22 protein-coding genes are annotated in these 17,683 nt (G+C 50.8%); 19 read left to right on the top strand and 3 right to left on the bottom strand.

The window, feature by feature from the left end; translation table 11 throughout:
* Nucleotides 1-3 precede the first annotated feature (3 nt).
* The gene (gene efp, locus I8U18_RS04735) at nucleotides 4-561 is read left to right on the top strand and encodes an elongation factor P (RefSeq protein ID WP_033102366.1); all 558 of its coding nucleotides are present in this window, start codon (nucleotides 4-6) and stop codon (nucleotides 559-561) included.
* Nucleotides 562-635: 74 nt separating this feature from the next.
* A complete protein-coding gene (locus I8U18_RS04730; RefSeq protein WP_198064516.1) occupies nucleotides 636-1,796 on the top strand; it encodes a conserved virulence factor C family protein in 1,161 nt (386 codons plus the stop codon).
* Between the two features lie 44 nt (nucleotides 1,797-1,840).
* Here the strand turns inward: I8U18_RS04730 and I8U18_RS04725 are convergent, their stop codons facing one another.
* From I8U18_RS04725 to I8U18_RS04715, 3 genes are all read right to left on the bottom strand, one after another.
* Nucleotides 1,841-2,296 carry a DUF441 domain-containing protein gene (locus I8U18_RS04725; RefSeq protein WP_033102364.1) on the bottom strand — a complete coding sequence of 152 codons (456 nt, stop codon included), beginning with the start codon at nucleotides 2,294-2,296 and terminating at the stop codon, nucleotides 1,841-1,843.
* Nucleotides 2,297-2,354: 58 nt separating this feature from the next.
* The gene (gene comA / locus I8U18_RS04720) at nucleotides 2,355-3,167 is read right to left on the bottom strand and encodes a phosphosulfolactate synthase (RefSeq protein ID WP_198054983.1); all 813 of its coding nucleotides are present in this window, start codon (nucleotides 3,165-3,167) and stop codon (nucleotides 2,355-2,357) included.
* A gap of 74 nt (nucleotides 3,168-3,241) precedes the next feature.
* Nucleotides 3,242-4,519, bottom strand: coding sequence for an MFS transporter (locus I8U18_RS04715; RefSeq protein ID WP_198064515.1), 1,278 nt, complete (start codon nucleotides 4,517-4,519; stop codon nucleotides 3,242-3,244).
* A 139-nt stretch (nucleotides 4,520-4,658) separates the two neighbouring features.
* Here I8U18_RS04715 and I8U18_RS04710 point away from each other — a divergent pair, with 139 nt between their 5' ends.
* The 17 genes from I8U18_RS04710 to I8U18_RS04630 all read left to right on the top strand — a co-directional run bounded on the left by I8U18_RS04710 (nucleotide 4,659) and on the right by I8U18_RS04630 (nucleotide 17,074).
* Entirely contained in the window at nucleotides 4,659-5,066 is a 408-nt protein-coding gene (locus I8U18_RS04710; RefSeq protein WP_052154457.1) for a CD1247 N-terminal domain-containing protein, read from the top strand.
* 127 nt (nucleotides 5,067-5,193) lie between these two features.
* Nucleotides 5,194-6,168 carry a stage III sporulation protein AA gene (gene spoIIIAA, locus I8U18_RS04705; RefSeq protein ID WP_198059074.1) on the top strand — a complete coding sequence of 325 codons (975 nt, stop codon included), beginning with the start codon at nucleotides 5,194-5,196 and terminating at the stop codon, nucleotides 6,166-6,168.
* A complete protein-coding gene (spoIIIAB, locus tag I8U18_RS04700; protein WP_033102363.1) occupies nucleotides 6,165-6,683 on the top strand; it encodes a stage III sporulation protein SpoIIIAB in 519 nt (172 codons plus the stop codon). Before spoIIIAA ends, spoIIIAB begins: the two co-directional genes overlap by 4 nt.
* 21 nt (nucleotides 6,684-6,704) lie before the next feature.
* Nucleotides 6,705-6,911, top strand: a complete 207-nt coding sequence (gene spoIIIAC / locus I8U18_RS04695) for a stage III sporulation protein AC (protein ID WP_033102362.1) — start codon at nucleotides 6,705-6,707, stop codon at nucleotides 6,909-6,911.
* A 15-nt stretch (nucleotides 6,912-6,926) separates the two neighbouring features.
* Nucleotides 6,927-7,316: a stage III sporulation protein AD gene (gene spoIIIAD, locus I8U18_RS04690; RefSeq protein ID WP_033102361.1), complete on the top strand. Its 390-nt coding sequence runs from the start codon at nucleotides 6,927-6,929 to the stop codon at nucleotides 7,314-7,316.
* A 12-nt stretch (nucleotides 7,317-7,328) separates the two neighbouring features.
* Nucleotides 7,329-8,531, top strand: a complete 1,203-nt coding sequence (spoIIIAE, locus tag I8U18_RS04685) for a stage III sporulation protein AE (protein ID WP_033102360.1) — start codon at nucleotides 7,329-7,331, stop codon at nucleotides 8,529-8,531.
* A 9-nt stretch (nucleotides 8,532-8,540) separates the two neighbouring features.
* On the top strand, nucleotides 8,541-9,179 hold the full coding sequence (gene spoIIIAF / locus I8U18_RS04680) for a stage III sporulation protein AF (RefSeq protein ID WP_198064514.1): 639 nt from the start codon (nucleotides 8,541-8,543) through the stop codon (nucleotides 9,177-9,179).
* Nucleotides 9,180-9,190: 11 nt separating this feature from the next.
* Nucleotides 9,191-9,817, top strand: a complete 627-nt coding sequence (spoIIIAG, locus tag I8U18_RS04675) for a stage III sporulation protein AG (RefSeq protein ID WP_198064513.1) — start codon at nucleotides 9,191-9,193, stop codon at nucleotides 9,815-9,817.
* Between the two features lie 14 nt (nucleotides 9,818-9,831).
* Nucleotides 9,832-10,389, top strand: a complete 558-nt coding sequence (locus I8U18_RS04670) for a SpoIIIAH-like family protein (protein ID WP_033101935.1) — start codon at nucleotides 9,832-9,834, stop codon at nucleotides 10,387-10,389.
* 345 nt (nucleotides 10,390-10,734) lie between these two features.
* Nucleotides 10,735-11,253 carry an acetyl-CoA carboxylase biotin carboxyl carrier protein gene (gene accB / locus I8U18_RS04665; RefSeq protein WP_198059040.1) on the top strand — a complete coding sequence of 173 codons (519 nt, stop codon included), beginning with the start codon at nucleotides 10,735-10,737 and terminating at the stop codon, nucleotides 11,251-11,253.
* A gap of 23 nt (nucleotides 11,254-11,276) precedes the next feature.
* On the top strand, nucleotides 11,277-12,629 hold the full coding sequence (gene accC, locus I8U18_RS04660; protein WP_033101932.1) for an acetyl-CoA carboxylase biotin carboxylase subunit: 1,353 nt from the start codon (nucleotides 11,277-11,279) through the stop codon (nucleotides 12,627-12,629).
* A 6-nt stretch (nucleotides 12,630-12,635) separates the two neighbouring features.
* Nucleotides 12,636-13,034, top strand: a complete 399-nt coding sequence (locus tag I8U18_RS04655) for an Asp23/Gls24 family envelope stress response protein (protein ID WP_033101931.1) — start codon at nucleotides 12,636-12,638, stop codon at nucleotides 13,032-13,034.
* A gap of 76 nt (nucleotides 13,035-13,110) precedes the next feature.
* Entirely contained in the window at nucleotides 13,111-13,542 is a 432-nt protein-coding gene (nusB, locus tag I8U18_RS04650; RefSeq protein WP_033101930.1) for a transcription antitermination factor NusB, read from the top strand.
* 133 nt (nucleotides 13,543-13,675) lie between these two features.
* Entirely contained in the window at nucleotides 13,676-14,533 is an 858-nt protein-coding gene (gene folD / locus I8U18_RS04645; protein ID WP_033101929.1) for a bifunctional methylenetetrahydrofolate dehydrogenase/methenyltetrahydrofolate cyclohydrolase FolD, read from the top strand.
* A 26-nt stretch (nucleotides 14,534-14,559) separates the two neighbouring features.
* Nucleotides 14,560-15,924: an exodeoxyribonuclease VII large subunit gene (gene xseA, locus I8U18_RS04640; RefSeq protein WP_198054976.1), complete on the top strand. Its 1,365-nt coding sequence runs from the start codon at nucleotides 14,560-14,562 to the stop codon at nucleotides 15,922-15,924.
* The gene (gene xseB / locus I8U18_RS04635) at nucleotides 15,917-16,177 is read left to right on the top strand and encodes an exodeoxyribonuclease VII small subunit (protein ID WP_198054975.1); all 261 of its coding nucleotides are present in this window, start codon (nucleotides 15,917-15,919) and stop codon (nucleotides 16,175-16,177) included. Before xseA ends, xseB begins: the two co-directional genes overlap by 8 nt.
* Complete coding sequence (locus I8U18_RS04630; RefSeq protein WP_370589208.1) at nucleotides 16,178-17,074, top strand: polyprenyl synthetase family protein; 897 nt, start codon at nucleotides 16,178-16,180, stop codon at nucleotides 17,072-17,074.
* Nucleotides 17,075-17,683: the final 609 nt, after the last annotated feature.

The following is a 17,683-nucleotide window of genomic DNA, read 5'->3' as shown; positions in this document are numbered from 1 at the left end:
AGCATGATCAGTGTAAACGATTTTCGTACCGGCCTTACCATCGAATTGGATGGTGATGTTTGGCAAGTATTGGAGTTTCAACATGTAAAACCGGGGAAAGGGGCAGCCTTTGTCCGTTCCAAACTGCGCAACTTGCGCAACGGAAATATTCAGGAACGCACATTCCGCGCCGGTGAAAAAGTGCAGCGCGCGATGGTGGAAACCCGCCAAATGCAATATCTGTATGAAAGCGGCGGAGAGTACACGTTTATGGATAATGAAACTTACGATCAGATCACCCTTCCGGCAGAACGCCTGGAATATGAGCTCAATTTCCTGCAAGAAAACATGAATGTGAACATCGTCTCATACAAGGGTGAAACAATCGGGATTCAATTGCCCAACACCGTGGAACTGGAAGTGGTGGAAACCGATCCCGGCATCCGTGGGGATACAGCGACCGGCGGCAGCAAACCGGCAAAGCTTTCCACCGGATTCGTCGTTCAGGTTCCGTTGTTTATCAACGTGGGGGATCGTCTCGTGGTTGATACCCGCAGCGGAGAATATGTGTCCCGCGCGTAAGTCCGTCCTCAAAAACCTCTGTGGCTCAAAGGCTATGGAGGTTTTGTATTATTTCCGTGAAGAGGAGGAGAAGAATGAAAATTGTCTCAGTTGAACCGACACCCAGCCCGAATGTGATGAAACTGAATCTGGATGAATCGCTTGAACCGGGCAAGAGCTATAATGTCAGCAGAGAAAATCAGGAAGGGGCCCCCGATTATCTGCGGAAACTGGTCGCCATCGACGGGGTGACGGGAGTGTTCCAGGTTCTTGATTTTATTTCTCTTGAGCGCCATCCCAAAGCCGATTGGGAAGCGGTGTTGGCGGCAGCCCGGGCCGTTTTGGGAGAAACTGCGCCGACAAAAGGAACGGAAACGGGAAATCTTGTGACCGATACTTCGGAGGATGCGTCGTTTGGTGAAGTGGAAGTGCAGATTCAGCAGATTAAAGATATCCCTGTGCAGGTCAAAATCATAAAAAATGGGGAGGAAACGCGGTTTGGACTGCCGGAGCGGTTTAAAGAGGCCGTGATGCAGGCGCAAAAGGCGACGACCAATCTCATTTTTGAGCGGAAATGGGTGCAGCAGAAGCCGCGCTATGGTGATGTTCAGGAAGTGGGGACCCAGGTGGTCGAGGAGATATCGGCCGCGTATGATGAAGAGCGCCTCAAGCGCCTGGTGGAACTCGCCTTTATTTCCGATCAGGAGAAAGAGAAGCAAAAACAGGCCATCAGCAGGGAAGAGGTGCTCGCCGCTTTTCGCGAGGAGGATTGGAAAAAGCGGTATGCAGCCCTGGAACAGTTTGAACCCAGTCTGGATGATACCGACATTTTGGATCTGGCCCTGTCCGATTCCAACGCTGCAATTCGCCGCTTGGCGGTGGTTTACCTGGGGTTATTGGAAAACAAAGAGGTGCTTCCCTTTCTTTATCGCGCTTTGAAAGATGCGTCGCCGATTGTGCGCCGGACAGCAGGCGATACGTTGTCGGATCTGGGGTATGCAGAAGCGATTCCGGCGATGTGCGAAGCGTTGACGGACCCGAACAAATTGGTGCGGTGGCGCGCGGCGAGATTTTTATATGAAATCGGCGATGAAACGGCTCTGCCGGCACTCCGACATGCGGCAAACGACCGGGAATTTGAAGTGCGTTTGCAGGCCAGAATGGCGCTGGAACGGATTGAGCGGGGAGAAGAAGCCAGCGGAACCGTGTGGCAGCAGATGATGAGGAAAATAGAGGAAGACCGCGGAAATCAGTGAATGAGAAAAGCCCTTCGCCCAAAAGTGAAGGGCTTGCAATCGATTCAGTTCAGCCACCATTTAAACAGTTTTAATAAAAAGGCGGTGATTCCTGCGGCCATCAGCGGTCCGACTGGAATGCCCCTTAAAAATAAAATGCCGAAAATGGAGCCGAGAACCATGCCGACGATCAACTGTGGATCGACTTTCAGGAGATCAAGCCCTTTTCCGTTCATGTATGTCGCCAGTGCCCCTCCGAGGAGCGCCAGGATCCCGGGGAGAGTTAAGAAGACCTGAGCGATATCTTTCGATTGAATGCGTCCGCTGGCGAAAGGGACAAGAACGGCGATCGTTAGAAACAGAAGGCCAAACTCCATGCCGCGGCGCTCCAGCGCAAGAAAGTAACGTTCCAGGTGAATAAATTTCAACATAAGCAAAAGGCTTGCCGCAGTTGAGATAATGGGCGATCTTCCTAACATACCAATAATAATGAGACCGACGAGCAAAAGATCGGGATTCATGAAATTTACCCCTATTTTGTGGTGTTTGTACCACTTTATGAGGGGCTTGGTTATTTTATTAACGAAATTCACCGATCATACCGCAATAGTCGGTAAACGTATCCGCCCGGAGTCCCCGCCGCAGGCATTCGAGCGCCAAAATATCGTAATGCGGAATATTTCCGAAATTGGCATTGCTTCCAAGGATCTTTAAAAGCGTGATTTGCTGATCTTTGCAGGGAGCCTCCCAGATCAGGCGGTCGGGGTTTGTTTGTTCAATCAGCTGGTAGAGAACGGGTAACCTGATTTTTCCCTCATGGTCAAAGATGCCGATTTCCTTGCCATTTTCCCTTCCTTCCACAATCACGTAGGAGGCTCCGCTCTCCAGATCTTCCTCATAGGTTTTGACAAACGAAGAAACAGGATAGAGGTAACCGGATTGCTTTTTTCCGATTTCCGTTACTACATGGAGTCCGCTCTCTCGGCAGCGCCTGATGATTTGTTTCCGGTCGTGGGAGGGAAGATCGATCGTCCCTGCCGAGACCTCCATCCACTCCATCCCCAGTTCGGCGACTGTCTCGATGAAGAGCTCCCATTTATTTTTGCTGTAAGCAATCTCAAAAAAGGTTCCCCCGGGGTAAAGGAAGACGCCGTGCTGCTTGGCCAGTGCGGCTTTTTCCCGCAAAATGTCTGCCGGAGTGACCGCGGCGGTACCAAAACCGATCTTGATAAAATCAAGATGGCTGCCGGCAAGTTCCAGCAGATCGCGAAACGCCGTTAACCCCAGCCCTTTGTCCATTACCATGGTAATGCCGGTCTGCCGGGGTTTTTCAGCTCGTTGCAGGCTGAGATCGGTGAGCTCCTCATGCCAAATACATTGTTTTTTCTTCAAGCCATTCGCCTCCTCTAAATGGGCTTCAATTCCAGTTTATGCATAGGCGAATGACCTTGTGCCTTTTCATTTGCTTAAACAGGGGAAAGGCGTTTTTTTCGCAGCAACAGGCGTGATTGCCCATCTTTCCCTTTCAGGCGCTGGGGCCGCCGGATAAAGATGAGCGCCAGGAAAAAGGTAATGATCAGCATGATCCCAAGCCCGATAAATAAGGGGAAAGGCCGGTTGGATAAACTGCTGAAAACGGGTGGCCCCAATGCGACACCAAAAAAGCGGACGCTGTTGTATAAGGCGGTGATGATTCCGCGTTCCTGAAGTCCGATCGCCGATGTGATCAGGGTATTGAGACAGGGGAGGATCAACCCGCTGCCAATCCCGATGAAGAAGGAACAGCCCACCAGCCAATACACATTTTTAAACCAGGGCACTGCGGCGACGGATAAAGTGGCCAAAACGAGGCCGATCAGGATAAATTTTTTCATTTTGTTCGTTTTTTCTTTCACATGGGAACCGCTTAGATAGGCGGTCATACATAACGCAAGAAGCGGAATGGCCAATATGACCCCTTTGAACATACCGTCAATTTTATAAATTTTTTCCAGGAAATCGGACAGATAAAAGAGAACGCCGAACATCGTAAACATGATGATTGCACCGGCCAGGAAAGCGACGGACATCCACTTCCCCTGGCGGCGAAAAATCTTTATGACATGTTGTTTGTACTCGGAAAGAGGCTGCGGTTTTTCTTTTGCTGCCGGTTCGTCAACCAGTTTCCACAGGGCGACCGCAGCCGGCACACAAAGCAGGGGAAAGGCGAAAAACATGGCATACCAGGTGATCATGGCGATCAAGGAACCGAGGATCGGACTCAATACCTTTCCCATCGCGTTGGAAGCTTCGATGATGCCCAGGGCTTTGCTGCGGTTTTGCTTTTTGTAGAGGTCACCGACCAAAACCATCGCGATGGGGGCTGTTCCGGCTGCACCAATGCCCTGGATGATCCGGGATGCGAGCAGCAACGTAAAAGAACCGCCTTTCCATATTGAAGAAAATCCAGCCAACAGGCCCCCGAGACCGTACAGCAGGAGGCACAGGATGACCACCTTTTTTCGCCCGACCCGGTCGGATAAAATGCCGGCCAAGGGAATGACGATGGCAGCAGGAATGGAAAATAACGTAATCAACAAGCTGACCTGAAAAGACGTTACGTTCAGCACTTTGCCGACTGTGGGCAAAACGGGTATGAGCATGGAATTGCCAAGAACCATGATAAACGGGATGAAACTTAAAGTGATGAGAGCCCAAAGAGTCGGCGCACGGTCTTTGCTCTCCACAGTTGAGGCTTGAGCCATGAAGTTCACCTCTCGTGCAAATCAGATTGATCTTAGCTTTCCCTGTCAAATCATTTTCTATCTGCCAGTTATTGAATGATTTTTGTCCCGGAAACGTGGAACAATAACGATAACGCTCAAGTGGATGAGGTGAAATGACATGTACGAAAGTTTAAGACGGGAAATTTCTTATATCCAGGGCCTTCTGGAGGGGGATTCCAGCCACCAACACCATGTTGAATATAAAGGATTAAACCGCTTGCTCGATATCATCGATCAGTTGATCGAGGCCAATGAGCAAATTGCCCGCCGTCTGACGGAACTGGAAGAGTATGTGGAAGCAATTGACGAGGACTTGAATGATGTGGAGCTTCTCACTTATGGTGAGGAGGATGATGAAGGGATGGTTGAGGTCGTCTGCCCGGAATGCGGCGAAGAAGTGCTGCTGGATGAAGAGGATTTGGAAGATGATTCCGTCGAACTCCTCTGCCCCAAATGCCATACGCTGCTTGAAGTGGAAGATGTGAACGAAGAGGAAGTGGATGATTTAATTACCGCCACTGAATAGATGGATCCCTTTTTGATCTGGATGGAGCGGAAAAGGCCGCTCTTTTTTTATGCTTGTCATAATACGAACAAGCTTACATAAGAATGGGAATAAAAGATTTTTCTGGGACAGGAGGTGCTCCATGTCGATCAAACCCGTTTTGCGCATTCTTCCCCTGGCTCTTCGGGAATTGATCCAATCCCTTCCCCGGACGATTTTGGAGTCTCTTGAGGAAATCAGAATTCGGCAAGATCGGCCGTTGGAGATCATCACTTCGGAGCAATCCTGGTTTGTCAATCATTTGGCCCAGTTGACACATGCTCCGCGCGGTTCGTTTCTTCCCGGCAAAGAAGATTGCCTGAAAATACTGAACCTGATCAGCAATCATTCATTATATGCCATGGATGAAGAACTGAGAAAAGGTTTTGTGACCATCGAAGGAGGCCATCGGGTGGGACTGGTGGGCAGGGTTGTGATGGAGCAAGGAAAAGTAAAGCTACTGCGCGATGTCACCGGATTTAATGTGCGGATTGCCAGGCAGATCAAGGGGGTGGGGGAATCACTGATTCCGTTCGTTTTCCCGCATGGGCGTGCGGAAAATGTCCTGATCGTCTCACCGCCACAATGCGGCAAAACCACGCTGATTCGCGATCTGGCACGGTTGGCGAGCCTGGGCGGAGATCATCACCGGTCGCATAAAGTGGGAATTGTGGATGAGCGATCTGAAATCGCCGGCAGCGTGGGCGGGGTGCCGCAACACGATCTGGGGCCGCGAACCGATGTTTTGGATGCGTGTCCGAAAGCAGAAGGCATGATGATGATGATCCGCTCGATGTCCCCCGACATTCTGGTTGTGGATGAAATCGGCAGCAAAGAAGACAGCCAGGCCGTCCATGAAGCGGTCTATGCCGGGATCCGCCTCTTTGTTACCGTTCACGGCCAATCGGTGGATGAGATTCGGCGGCGGCCCATCTTGTCCGAGCTGATGGAGGAGGAAGTTTTTTCCCGCGTGATCGTCCTGAGCCGTTCCAAAGGACCGGGTACGGTGGAAGCGATATATAACCACATGTTTGAACCGCTTGACTTGTCCGTGTCCCGTTCGCGGAAGGTGCATCCCCTGTGATTAAATGGGCGGGCGCGATTTTCATTCTGATCGCTTCCACATGGGCGGGGTTTTTGCTCGCCGGAAATCTCCGGGAAAGGCCGCGGCAAATAAGGGAATTGCGCTCGTGTCTCGCCTTGTTGCAGACGGAAATCAATTATGGAGTCCGGCCATTGGCCGACGCTCTGTCCCGGATCGCTGAAACAGCCGGCGGCGCCCTTGCGCGAATTCTCGAAAAAGGCAGCAAAAATCTGCTCAGCATGGATGGTGAATCTACATACCAGTGTTTGCACCGGGCGATCGAGGAGGAGTGGCGTCATACTGCCCTGTCCAAAACAGAGAAAGAAATTCTGTTGAAATTGTGCCATGTGCTGGGCAATTCAAGTCGCGCGGATCAACTTCATCATTTGCAGCTGGCCGCCACCCGGCTGGAAATGGAAGAGAGCAAAGCAAGATCCGAACAGGAACGGTATGAAAAAATGTATAAAACGATGGGGATTTTGACCGGTGCGCTATTGGTAATTTTGTTGATTTAACGTGGCGGATGGAGGGTGACTATGCCGTACCATTTGGATTCAGTCTTCCAGATCGCAGGGATCGGGATCATCGTCGCGATGATTCACACGGTGCTAAAGCAGATGGGAAAAGAAGATTTCGCCCATTGGGTGACATTGTTCGGATTTGTGGTGGTGTTGTTTATGGTGGCGATGTTGGTTCAGGATTTGTTTCAAACAATCAAAAATGTGTTTCTTTTTCGCGCATGATGGGAGGCGATCCGCTTGGAAATTATCCAGGTGGTGGGTCTGGGCCTCGTCACGACGTTTCTGATCTTGGTCATTAAAGAGCAAAAACCGGTTTTCGCCTTTTTGCTGGCGACCTTTGTCGGGATTATCATTTTTATTTCCCTTGTCGGAAAAATCAGCGAAGTGATCGGCGTACTGGAAAATCTGGCCCATCAGGCGCACGTGAACAACTTGTTCCTTGAGACGATCCTCAAGATTATCGGCATTGCCTATATCGCTGAATTTGGCGCCCAGGTGACGCGCGATGCGGGACAAGGAGCCATCGCATCCAAGATTGAACTCGCCGGCAAGATTCTCATCATGGTTATGGCAATTCCGATCATCACTGTGATCATCGAAACGATTATGCAAATTTTACCTTCGTAAGGATGAACCCGTATGAGATGGAAAAGGCGATTTTTCTGGATGCTTCCGGTGATCCTGGCCCTTTGGTTTACCCCGCTCATCGCCGGGGCGCAAGAAGGCGGGGAAGGACAGGATGCTTCGATCACCAATCAGCTCGTACGATCCCAGCTTAACCAGTTGCAGACAAAGCAGGTAGAGTCGTTTTGGAGCCAGCTCAGCGATGATTACGGCCAGTTTTTCGACCGGGGAAACTTTCCGAACCTGTTTGACATGCTGTTGTCCGGCAAAAAGGAATGGAGCATCAAAGATGTTGCCCTGGCTTTTCTGCGCTATTTTTTTCATGAAATTCTTTATAACGGGAAATTGCTTGGCAGCATTCTCATCCTGACTGTTTTCAGCATGATTCTGCAGACCCTGCAGACGGCCTTTGAACGAAATCAAGTTAGCAAAGTCGCTTATGCGATTGCGTTTTTGGTTTTGATTATTTTGATGGTGAACAGCTTTCATGTGGCCGTCGAAGCCGCGAGAACCGCGATCGGACGCATGATCGATTTCATGCTCGCCCTGGTTCCGCTCATGTTGACACTGATGATGACGATGGGAAATATCGGATCGGCCACGTTGTTTCACCCGTTTATCGTCTTTATGATTCATACGATTGGGACCTTTATCTATACCCTGGTCTTTCCGCTCCTTTTTTTCTCGGCGATCCTCAGCATCGTCAGCAGCTTGTCGGATAAATACAAGGTAAATCAGCTGGCGGGGCTGATGCGGAAAATCAGCATCTCGTTGCTTGGCGGATTGCTGACCATATTTCTCGGTGTCCTGTCCATTCAGGGAACGGCTTCGGCAGTGACGGACGGCATTACTTTGCGCACGGCCAAGTATATTACCGGCAATTTCGTTCCGGTCATCGGCCGCACGATCTCGGAAGCGGCTGACACGGTGGTGGGCGCTTCGCTGTTGGTGAAAAACACCATCGGTCTGGCGGGTGTCATTATTTTACTGATGATTTGCGCCTTTCCGGCGGTTAAAATTCTTTCGCTCGCGCTGATTTACAACTTCTCTGCGGCGGTGATGCAACCTTTGGGCAACAGCCCGATCATCGAAAGCCTTGAGACCATCGGCCGGACTTTGATCTACATTTTTGCCGCGCTGGCGACGGTCGGGCTGATGTTTTTTCTGGCAATTACGATTATCGTCGCTTCCGGGAACATCGCGGCGATGGTCAGGTAGGTGGTTACATTGATCGAGTGGCTCGGCGATTGGTTAAAACAAGTGATACTGCTGATTCTCATCGCCGCTTTTATCGATTTGCTGCTGCCCAATCATTCATTGGACCGGTATGTGAAGCTGGTGATGGGGCTGTTGATTATCATGGCGATCTTGTCGCCGATTTTCCATCTGCTTTCCAAGGATCTGGATTTGTCCCGGATCGCCTTTGGAACAATGAATCCGACGGGAAAAGGCATGGAGCCGATTTCGCAAATCCGGGAGGACAGCGCAAAAGTGAAACATTCCCAGACGGAGCAGATCCGCGACCGGTCGGAGCAGGCGATGGCTCAGGAAATCAAGGATCAGATAAACCGTCACTTTCACATCACGGTAGCCGATGCCGATGTGACGTTGGCGCAAAAGGAGAATCAATGGGAAATCAGACAGGTTCGGATTCTGCTGGAAGAAGGGAAAGTGGATGAAAATCCGGCCAATCCGGCAATGAAGCCGATCGAACCGGTACACATCCAAGTCGGGGATGAAAGTCCGCAACGGGCCAAAAACGACGAACAACAGCGGATCGGCGAGCGCATCTCCCGTTTTATCGCCGACAGCTGGGATCTGGCTCCCGATCAGATCATCGTCACCTTTACACAGCCGGATGGGTAGGAGGTGAAAGCATGTTTAAGAAATGGCTGGATCAAATCATCGGGAAAATGGGGGGGAGTGAAAAGCATAAAAACCGCTTTGGCCTGATCATCATTATGGGCGGAGTCGGGCTGATGATCATGATTTTATCCTCATTTTTCAACGTCAGGGAAAATGACGGGCCTGAACTTTCCACGGGCAATCCTCCTTCGCTGGAGACCGGGGCAAAACCCCTGCAAAGCCGGGGTGACAGTGGAAGCATGCAGGAGTATGAGCGGATGTATGAAACGGAATTGAAAGAAGTGCTCAGCGAGATCGTCGGGGTTGATGATGTTTCGGTCATCGTGAATTTGGATTCCACCGAAGAAGAAGTGGTACAGACCGATGAGCGCGAATCCGAGCAGGTGACCACCGAACGCGATAAAAATGGCGGCAACCGTTCCATCACCCAAAACACCATTGATCGCAAAACCGCGTATTACCGCGGAGAGAACGGGGAGGTGCCCGTGATTGTCAAACGGTTGAAGCCAAAAGTGAGAGGGGTGCTCGTCGTTGCCAGGGGCGTGGAAAATCTGAAAGTGAAAGCGCTGGTCATTGAAGCGATCCAGCGTACACTCGATGTTCCGCTGCATCGAATTTCAGTTTTGCCAAGAGGATAAAAGGAGGGTAAAAAATGTCCATCAACAAACAAACAGTTTGGTTAATTACCATGCTTTCGATTATGGTGGTTTTGTCAGCCTATTATATTGTCACCGGTCCGGTTGAGCCGGTGGGGCAGGAAGCGAGCCGGTCCGAAAAAGCGGCCAAAGGGATCAATGTGGATATCAAACCGGTCGATCAGCCGGCAGCATCGGAAAAGGATATCCTCAAACAGCAAAACGACGATGATTATTTTGTCGGCTATCAGTTGGAACGCAGTACACTGAGGCAAAAGATGGTGGAAGATTACATGAAAGTACTGACCAATCCCGATGCTTCGGATCAGGATTTAAAGGAAGCAAACAGCAAAATTCAGCAGTTGATGAAAGTGGACAATCAGGAAACCGTTCTGGAAGATCTGATTCGCAAGCAAGGGTACAGTGACGCGGTTGTCGTTACAAACAATCCGCATGTCGATGTCGTTGTGCAGAGTGACAAATTAACCCCGCAGCAAGTGGTGAAGCTGATCAGCCTTGTCCGTCAGCATCTCAATGTTTCTCCGCAACACGTCTCTGTCGCTTACCGGCAGTAATATACGCATTTTGCGTTGGCCAGTTTCCGCAAAGGAACTGGTTTTTATTTTATCAAAACCGGTTTTTTCATCTCTGGCATGGAAAAAATAGTAAGACCTGTGTTTGTCTCGAATCTGGGGGTGGTCAAAGCCTTAAAAAAAAGTTATGCTATTAGCGGTGTCGGTAAAAAAACTGATTTTTATGAGAAGCGGGCGGAGGTTTCTGACTTTCCCCCGGGGAGCGGGCTCCCCCTTGTGGGTGTGCTGAGGGCACAAGTATAATAGGCCATGGAGTGCGGAAACACTCAAAACGGTTATAAGGACTTATGAAACTACATTTTTTCCGAAAACCAGGAGGGGCTGGAAATGGCATTCAAAATGCATGAAATTCGCGAACTCATTCGTTTAATTGATGAATCGCAAATCGAGGAATTTGAACTTGACAACGAAGGGGCAAAAGTAATCATCAAAAAAGCGACCGGACGTGCGGAAGCGATTTTGCCGCAACCGGGAATTGCCGGAGAGGCAAAGCCCGCAGCGGTACCGGCGGCTGCGGTAAAACCGGTTGAAACCCAAGCTGCCTCAGTGACTGCCGAAGCACCGGCCGAACCGAAAAAGCCGGCAGATGAACTGGATGACGCAAACTTACATAAAATTGTATCCCCGATGGTTGGAACGTTTTATCGCGCTCCTTCGCCGGATGCAGACCCCTATGTCAAAGAAGGGGATGAAATTCAGGAGAATACGGTTGTCTGCATCGTAGAAGCGATGAAGCTGATGAACGAGATCGAGGCGGAAGTGCGCGGCACTGTTGTCAAAGTGCTGGTTGAAAACGGTCAACTGGTTGAATACGGTCAGCCGCTGTTCCTGGTAAAACGTTCGTAAGGCCGTGGAAGGGGAGACACTGAATGTTTAAGAAAGTATTGATCGCAAACCGCGGCGAAATTGCGGTCCGGATCATTCGGGCCTGCCGGGAACTCGGTATCAGCACGGTCGCGGTTTTCTCCGAAGCCGATCGCGATGCGCTTCATGTAACATTGGCGGATGAAGCCTATTGCATCGGTCCGGCACCGGGAAAAGAGAGTTATCTCAATATGACCAACCTGCTGAGTACTGCGACGCTCGTCGGAGTGGATGCCATCCATCCGGGGTATGGTTTTTTAGCGGAAAACGCGGATTTTGCCGAACTCTGCGCCGAATGTAATATTACCTTTATCGGACCATCGCCGGAAGCGATTACGAGGATGGGCGATAAAACCACAGCAAAAGAAACGATGAAGGAGGCCGGGGTACCGACGGTTCCGGGAACGGAGGGCATTATCGAGGATCTGGATGAAGCCGCCAAAACAGCGAAAGAAATCGGCTACCCCGTCATTGTCAAAGCGACTGCGGGCGGTGGCGGCAAAGGAATGCGCATCGTTCATAACGAAGAAGAATTAAAACGCGCCATCAATCTCGCACAGAAAGAGGCGGAAGCCAATTTTGGCAATCCGGGTGTTTATCTGGAAAAATTTTTGGTGCAACCAAGACATATCGAGATCCAGATTTTGGCCGACAACTACGGGAATTGCATCCATTTGGGAGAACGGGATTGTTCCATTCAGCGCCGTTATCAAAAGCTGATCGAAGAAGCCCCTTCGCCGGCCTTAAATCCCGAGCTGCGGGAGCGAATGGGGGAGGCGGCTGTTCGGGCGGCGAAATCGGTAAATTATTCCGGAGCGGGAACAGTCGAATTTTTGCTTGACCGCGAAGGCAATTTTTACTTTATGGAGATGAACACACGCATTCAGGTGGAGCATCCGGTGACGGAACTGATTACGGGTGTCGATCTCGTGAAAGAGCAAATTCTCATCGCCGCCGGAAAGAAATTGGAAATCAGCCAGAAAGATGTCCGGTTTGACGGTTGGGCCATCGAGTGCCGCATCAATGCGGAACGGCCGGATAAAAACTTTATGCCTTCTCCGGGAACGGTTGAATTTTACCTGCCGCCCGGCGGAAACGGTGTGCGCGTGGACAGCGCCTGCTATCAGGGATATCGGATTACTCCGTATTACGATTCGATGATCGCCAAGCTGATCGTATGGGGAAAAGACCGCCAGGAAGCGATCGATCGCATGAATCGCGCCCTGCGGGAATTTGCTGTCGATGGGGTTTACACCACCATCCCGTTCCATTTACAAGTCATTAACCATTCAAAATTCATCTCCGGTGATTTCCATATCCAGTTTTTGGAAACGACTAATTTAGATGAGGAGCGTTAGGATCAAATGAACGAAGTATATCGCTACGACGAAAACCAATTGGGGAAAGTGGAGATTGCTCCCGAGGTGATTCAGATCATTTCCGGCATTGCCGCTTCCCGTGTTGAAGGTGTGGTCGGTCTCAGCGGTGGCGTTGCCAGCAACCTGAACCAGCTGTTGGGGAGAAAAAATGTTAAAAAAGGGATTCGCGTAGAGCTGGATGATCAATTGGTGATTGAACTGGCTGTAGTCGTACAGTACGGATATAACATCCCCGAAGTGGGTCAGGAAATTCAGGAGCAGGTAAAATCGGCTGTGGAAAGCATGACCGGATTGATTGTCGATCAGGTGGTAGTCCGGGTTGACGGCATCAAATTCCCTCAGGAAAAAAATACCGAACAGGAATCTTCCGGGAGGGTAAGATAGAGAATGATCAGCCCTTCAGGGGCGTATATTTGAACCGGGCTTTACGGCTCGGGCTTCTTTTTGGAGGAAAGTTGGAATGAGCAGAAGAACGGTAAGAGAAAAAGTGGTTCAAGCACTTTATGAGTGCGATTTTCACCCGGACAATGTAGAAGAGGTAATCGCGAGCCGCGGCGGAAAGCTGAACGAAGAGGATCGGTCGTTTTATTTGCGCCTGGCTCACGGGATCAGGCAACATGCCGCCGGCGCTGATGCGATTATCACCCGGTTTTTGAAAAAAGGTTGGTCAGTTGGCCGGCTCTCTTCGGTTGACCGTACCATCCTGCGTATGGCCGTCTATGAATTGCTTTTTGAAGATACGCCAAAAGCGGCTGTCTTAAACGAAGCGGTTGAACTTGGCAAGGCGTTCGGCGGGCCCGAGTCGGGAAGATTTATCAATGGAGTGCTCGGTAGTGTCGTCGCCAATTTGGAACAAATCAAGCAAGAACAAAAGCAGATACAAGAGAGTTGACGCAGAGAGGGGAAGTACACCCTCTCATATTTTTTAAATCACGAACATTACCTGAAACTTTACAGTCAAAAAATAACGATATAAACTGAACATTAACGAGGTTTACATCAATTAATGTTAAGGAGTTGGGATAATGACTGCAAAGTTGATCAATGGGAAAGAGGTTGCACAAACGGTAAGAAATGAGTTAAAACAAGAAGTGATCCGGTTAAAAGAACAGGGGATTGAACCTGGACTTACCGTTATCTTGGTAGGAAACAATCCTGCCTCGGAAACATATGTACGAGGAAAAATACGCGCATCCGAAGAGGTGGGAATCCGTTCCAATCTGGTGCGCATGAGTGAAGAAGCTTCGGAAGAAGAGCTGCTTGCCGTTGTGAAACAGTTAAATGAGGACCCGGCTGTTCACGGGATTTTGGTGCAATTGCCGCTGCCGGCCCACATGGATCCGAACAAGGTGATCGCGACCATTTCACCGAATAAGGATGTCGACGGCTTTACCCCGATCAATATGGGGAACCTTTTGGTCGGGTTGGAGGGAATCATCCCTTGCACACCTTACGGAATCATGGAACTCCTGAAGCGTTCCGGCATCGAGACAGAAGGCAAACATGCCGTGGTGGTGGGCCGCAGCAATATCGTCGGCAAACCGATTTCTCTCTTGTTGCAGCAAGCGAATGCAACGGTTACGATGTGTCATTCGCGTACGCGTGATCTGCCTTCTTTTACAAAGCAGGCTGACATTCTTGTGGTCGCAGTCGGTATGGCGGAGATGATTACCGCTGATCATGTGAAACCGGGTGCTGTCGTGATCGATGTGGGCATGAACCGCAATCGCGAAGGGAAATTGGTCGGCGATGTCGATTTTGGCGGGGTGGCTCCGCTCGCATCGGCCATCACTCCCGTGCCGGGCGGCGTCGGGCCGATGACGGTGGCCATGCTGATGAAAAACACCGTCATCGCAGCCAAACAGATTCACGGCATCAGTTAATCCCTTCACTTCAAAGGGGGAGTCGCATGATTCGCGAACCGGAACGCGAGGTCTGGTCTGTCACCGAATTGGTTCAGTATCTTTACGATATATTGGATTTGGATGAGAATCTGAAAAAAATCTGGGTTGAAGGTGAGATCACCAACTTCTCCCAGCACAGCAAAAGCCGGCATATGTATTTCACGTTAAAGGATGAACAAACCGCCATCGATGCGGTCATGTTTGCCGGGAATAACCGCCGCTTGCGCTTTACACCCAAAAATGGCGACCGGGTTTTGGTTCGCGGCTACGTCTCCATCTACATGAAGGACGGGCATTTGCAGTTATATGTGCAGGATATGCGCCTGAGCGGAATCGGCGATTTGTATGTTGCGTTTCAACGCTTGAAAGAACAATTGCAGGCTGAGGGGTTGTTTGATGTCCCCAAAAAGAAATTGCCTTCCTTCCCCAGGAGGGTGGGCGTGATCACTTCAGCCAGCGGGGCAGCCGTTCGTGATATTATTGTCACGATGCGGCGCCGCCTCCCCATGACGCCGATTTTGCTCTATCCCGTCTCGGTGCAGGGAGAAAAAGCGGCGAAGGAGATTGCTGAGGCGATCGATCATATGAACAGGTTGATGGAGGTTGATGTCCTGATCGTCGGCCGTGGCGGAGGTTCATTGGAAGAGCTGTGGGCATTTAACGAGGAGATCGTTGCCCGCAGCATTTTTCGCTCCGTGATCCCCGTTGTATCCGCAGTCGGACATGAAACCGATGTGACGATCAGCGATTTTGTCGCCGATGCGCGCGCGGCCACCCCGACAGCGGCGGCAGAAATGGTGGTTCCGCACATCGCCGAGCTTCATGACCGCCTCACCCATCTTTACAAGAGGTTGCTCTACGCCCAAACGAGCCTGATGAACCGCTTAAAGGAGCGCTTGCACAAAAATGTGGATCGTCCGATCTTCACTAATCCCAATGCCCGTCTGTATCAATATGCCCAGCATGTCGATTCGCTTGAGATCCGTCTGCAAAATGCAATGGGCAAACTGATTGAAAAAAAGGACAGGCAGTTGGAACAAAGGGTGTACCGGTTAACAGCCTTTCATCCGCAGAGAAGAGTGGAGAAAGAAGCGGAGCGTCTTGAACTGCTCAAGCGGGATGCCAACTGGCATTTGCGAAATTTGCTCAAAGACAAGGCAAAACAGTACCAGCATCTGCTTGCCAAACTGGATAGCTTAAGCCCGCTGAAGGTTATGCTCCGGGGATATTCGCTCGTTTATCGCCATGATGGAAAAACCCTGGTAAAATCATATCGGCAGGCTGCCCCGGGGGACCTGATTCGCGTTCGTCTGGCTGAAGGCCAACTCAAATGCCAGGTGTGGAAATCGGAGGAGACAGAGAATGAGTGAACCGCAAAAAAATTCTTCCTTGGAATCGCTGCCTTTTGAAGAGGCGCTGAAGCGGCTGGAGGAAGTGGTGGAGATTTTGGAAAAAGGAGATACGCCGCTGGAACAGGCGATTCAACTTTTTGATGAAGGCATGAAGCTGGCCCACATCTGTGGCAAAAAGCTGGAGTGGGCAGAACAGCAGGTGGAGATGCTGGTGCAGGAGAACGGGGAATGGGTGAAAAAATCGTTTAAGGTTGAGGAGGATTCGGAGTAGGTGCAAACGATCAAATCCTATATTGAGGAAAAAGCGGAGCGGGTGCATGAGGCGCTCGACGAGTATACGGCCCGGATGCAAGGGATTCCGCCTCTTTTAAAAGAAGCGATGCGGTACTCGCTCCTGGCAGGCGGGAAACGCTTGCGCCCTGTCCTGGTGCTGGCGACCGTGGAAGCGCTGGGAGGAGAAGAAACGGCTGCTCTTCCCTTTGCTTGCGCCATCGAGATGATCCACACGTATTCTTTGATCCATGACGATTTGCCGAGCATGGATGATGATGATTACCGCCGGGGAAAATTGACCAATCACAAGGTATTTGGCGAGGCTTATGCCATTTTGGCCGGGGATGCGCTTTTAACCGAAGCGTTTGGTCTGATGGCAAAAGGGGGCAAAGAGGCTGCGCTCGCGCCGGAGATTCTGCTCACCATTATTGAGGAAGGAGCTCGTTTTGCCGGAGCACGAGGGATGGTCGGCGGCCAGGTTGATGATTTGCTGGGGGAAAACGGTGCGGTTTCCCTCGAGCAGCTGGAAAGCATTCATCGCCGCAAAACGGGTGATTTGATGGCCTACTCGGTCAGGACGGGAGCTTATCTCGGAGGAGCTTCTCCGGAGGTCCTTGAATCCTTGACCCGATTTGCCTATGATTTGGGGCTTGCTTTTCAAATTCAGGATGATATTCTGGACGTGATCGGAGATCAGCAAGTGATCGGCAAACCGGTGGGGAGTGATGAAGAAAAGCATAAAGCTACCTATCCCGCTCTCCTGGGACTGGAGGAATCGAAAAGGAAACTGACAGAGATCACAAACCGGGCCAAACGCCATGTCGAAGGTTATGAAGAATTGAATCCCGCCAGTTTGATGGGAATCGCCGATTATCTGTTACAGCGCGATCGGTAAGTTCTGCATGATGCCAACATATCCGGCTTATGTTATAATAAAATTTACTTAAGGAAGAGTGGTGCAGTATTCTAGTCAGCTCACCCCCTCTGAAGGCGGGGCTAAAAATCCGCTAAAGGGCACAGCGATGAAGTTCTTGGTGTTGGCTTGTGGCGCCCAGCTGCGGGCTGATGCTGGGAGTTAAGGGAGAAGGGCGATCCGCAAGGGCATGCGGGCGTTGACCCTCCTCCCGCGGAGGCCCAAGTTCGTCGCTTTGAGACTTCGTTTCAGCGATGGCTTGGGGGATGAACCTGCATTCGGGTCAACCCTGGGTGCAGCGTAGCCTGCCTTGAGTGGCAAAGTGGGGATATTCGGAGTTGTTCCGAATTGAAAGCTCTGTTGCAAAAGAGGCTAGGAGGGGAGCTCGGGCTGTTGAGGAAAACTCCTAGACTGTTTGCCGGTGATGGCAAGGCTGTTCAGGGATTAAAGTACGGACTAAGTGGCAATCCAGTCCGGTGACCGGTGACGGCGCCGAGAGGGGTTGTAAAGGGAAACCGCCTGATCGGCGACGATCGGGATACCCCTTTGGGAAATCCTACTGGACCTAAGCCGTAGAATTTACCTGGATAG

Origin of the sequence: Thermoactinomyces sp. CICC 10522 (assembly GCF_016055075.1) — a bacterium.
Classification (GTDB): domain Bacteria; phylum Bacillota; class Bacilli; order Thermoactinomycetales; family Thermoactinomycetaceae; genus Thermoactinomyces_A; species Thermoactinomyces_A daqus.
The sequence above is the reverse complement of the archived record's forward strand: the minus strand, read 5'-3'. Positions and strand labels throughout refer to the sequence as shown.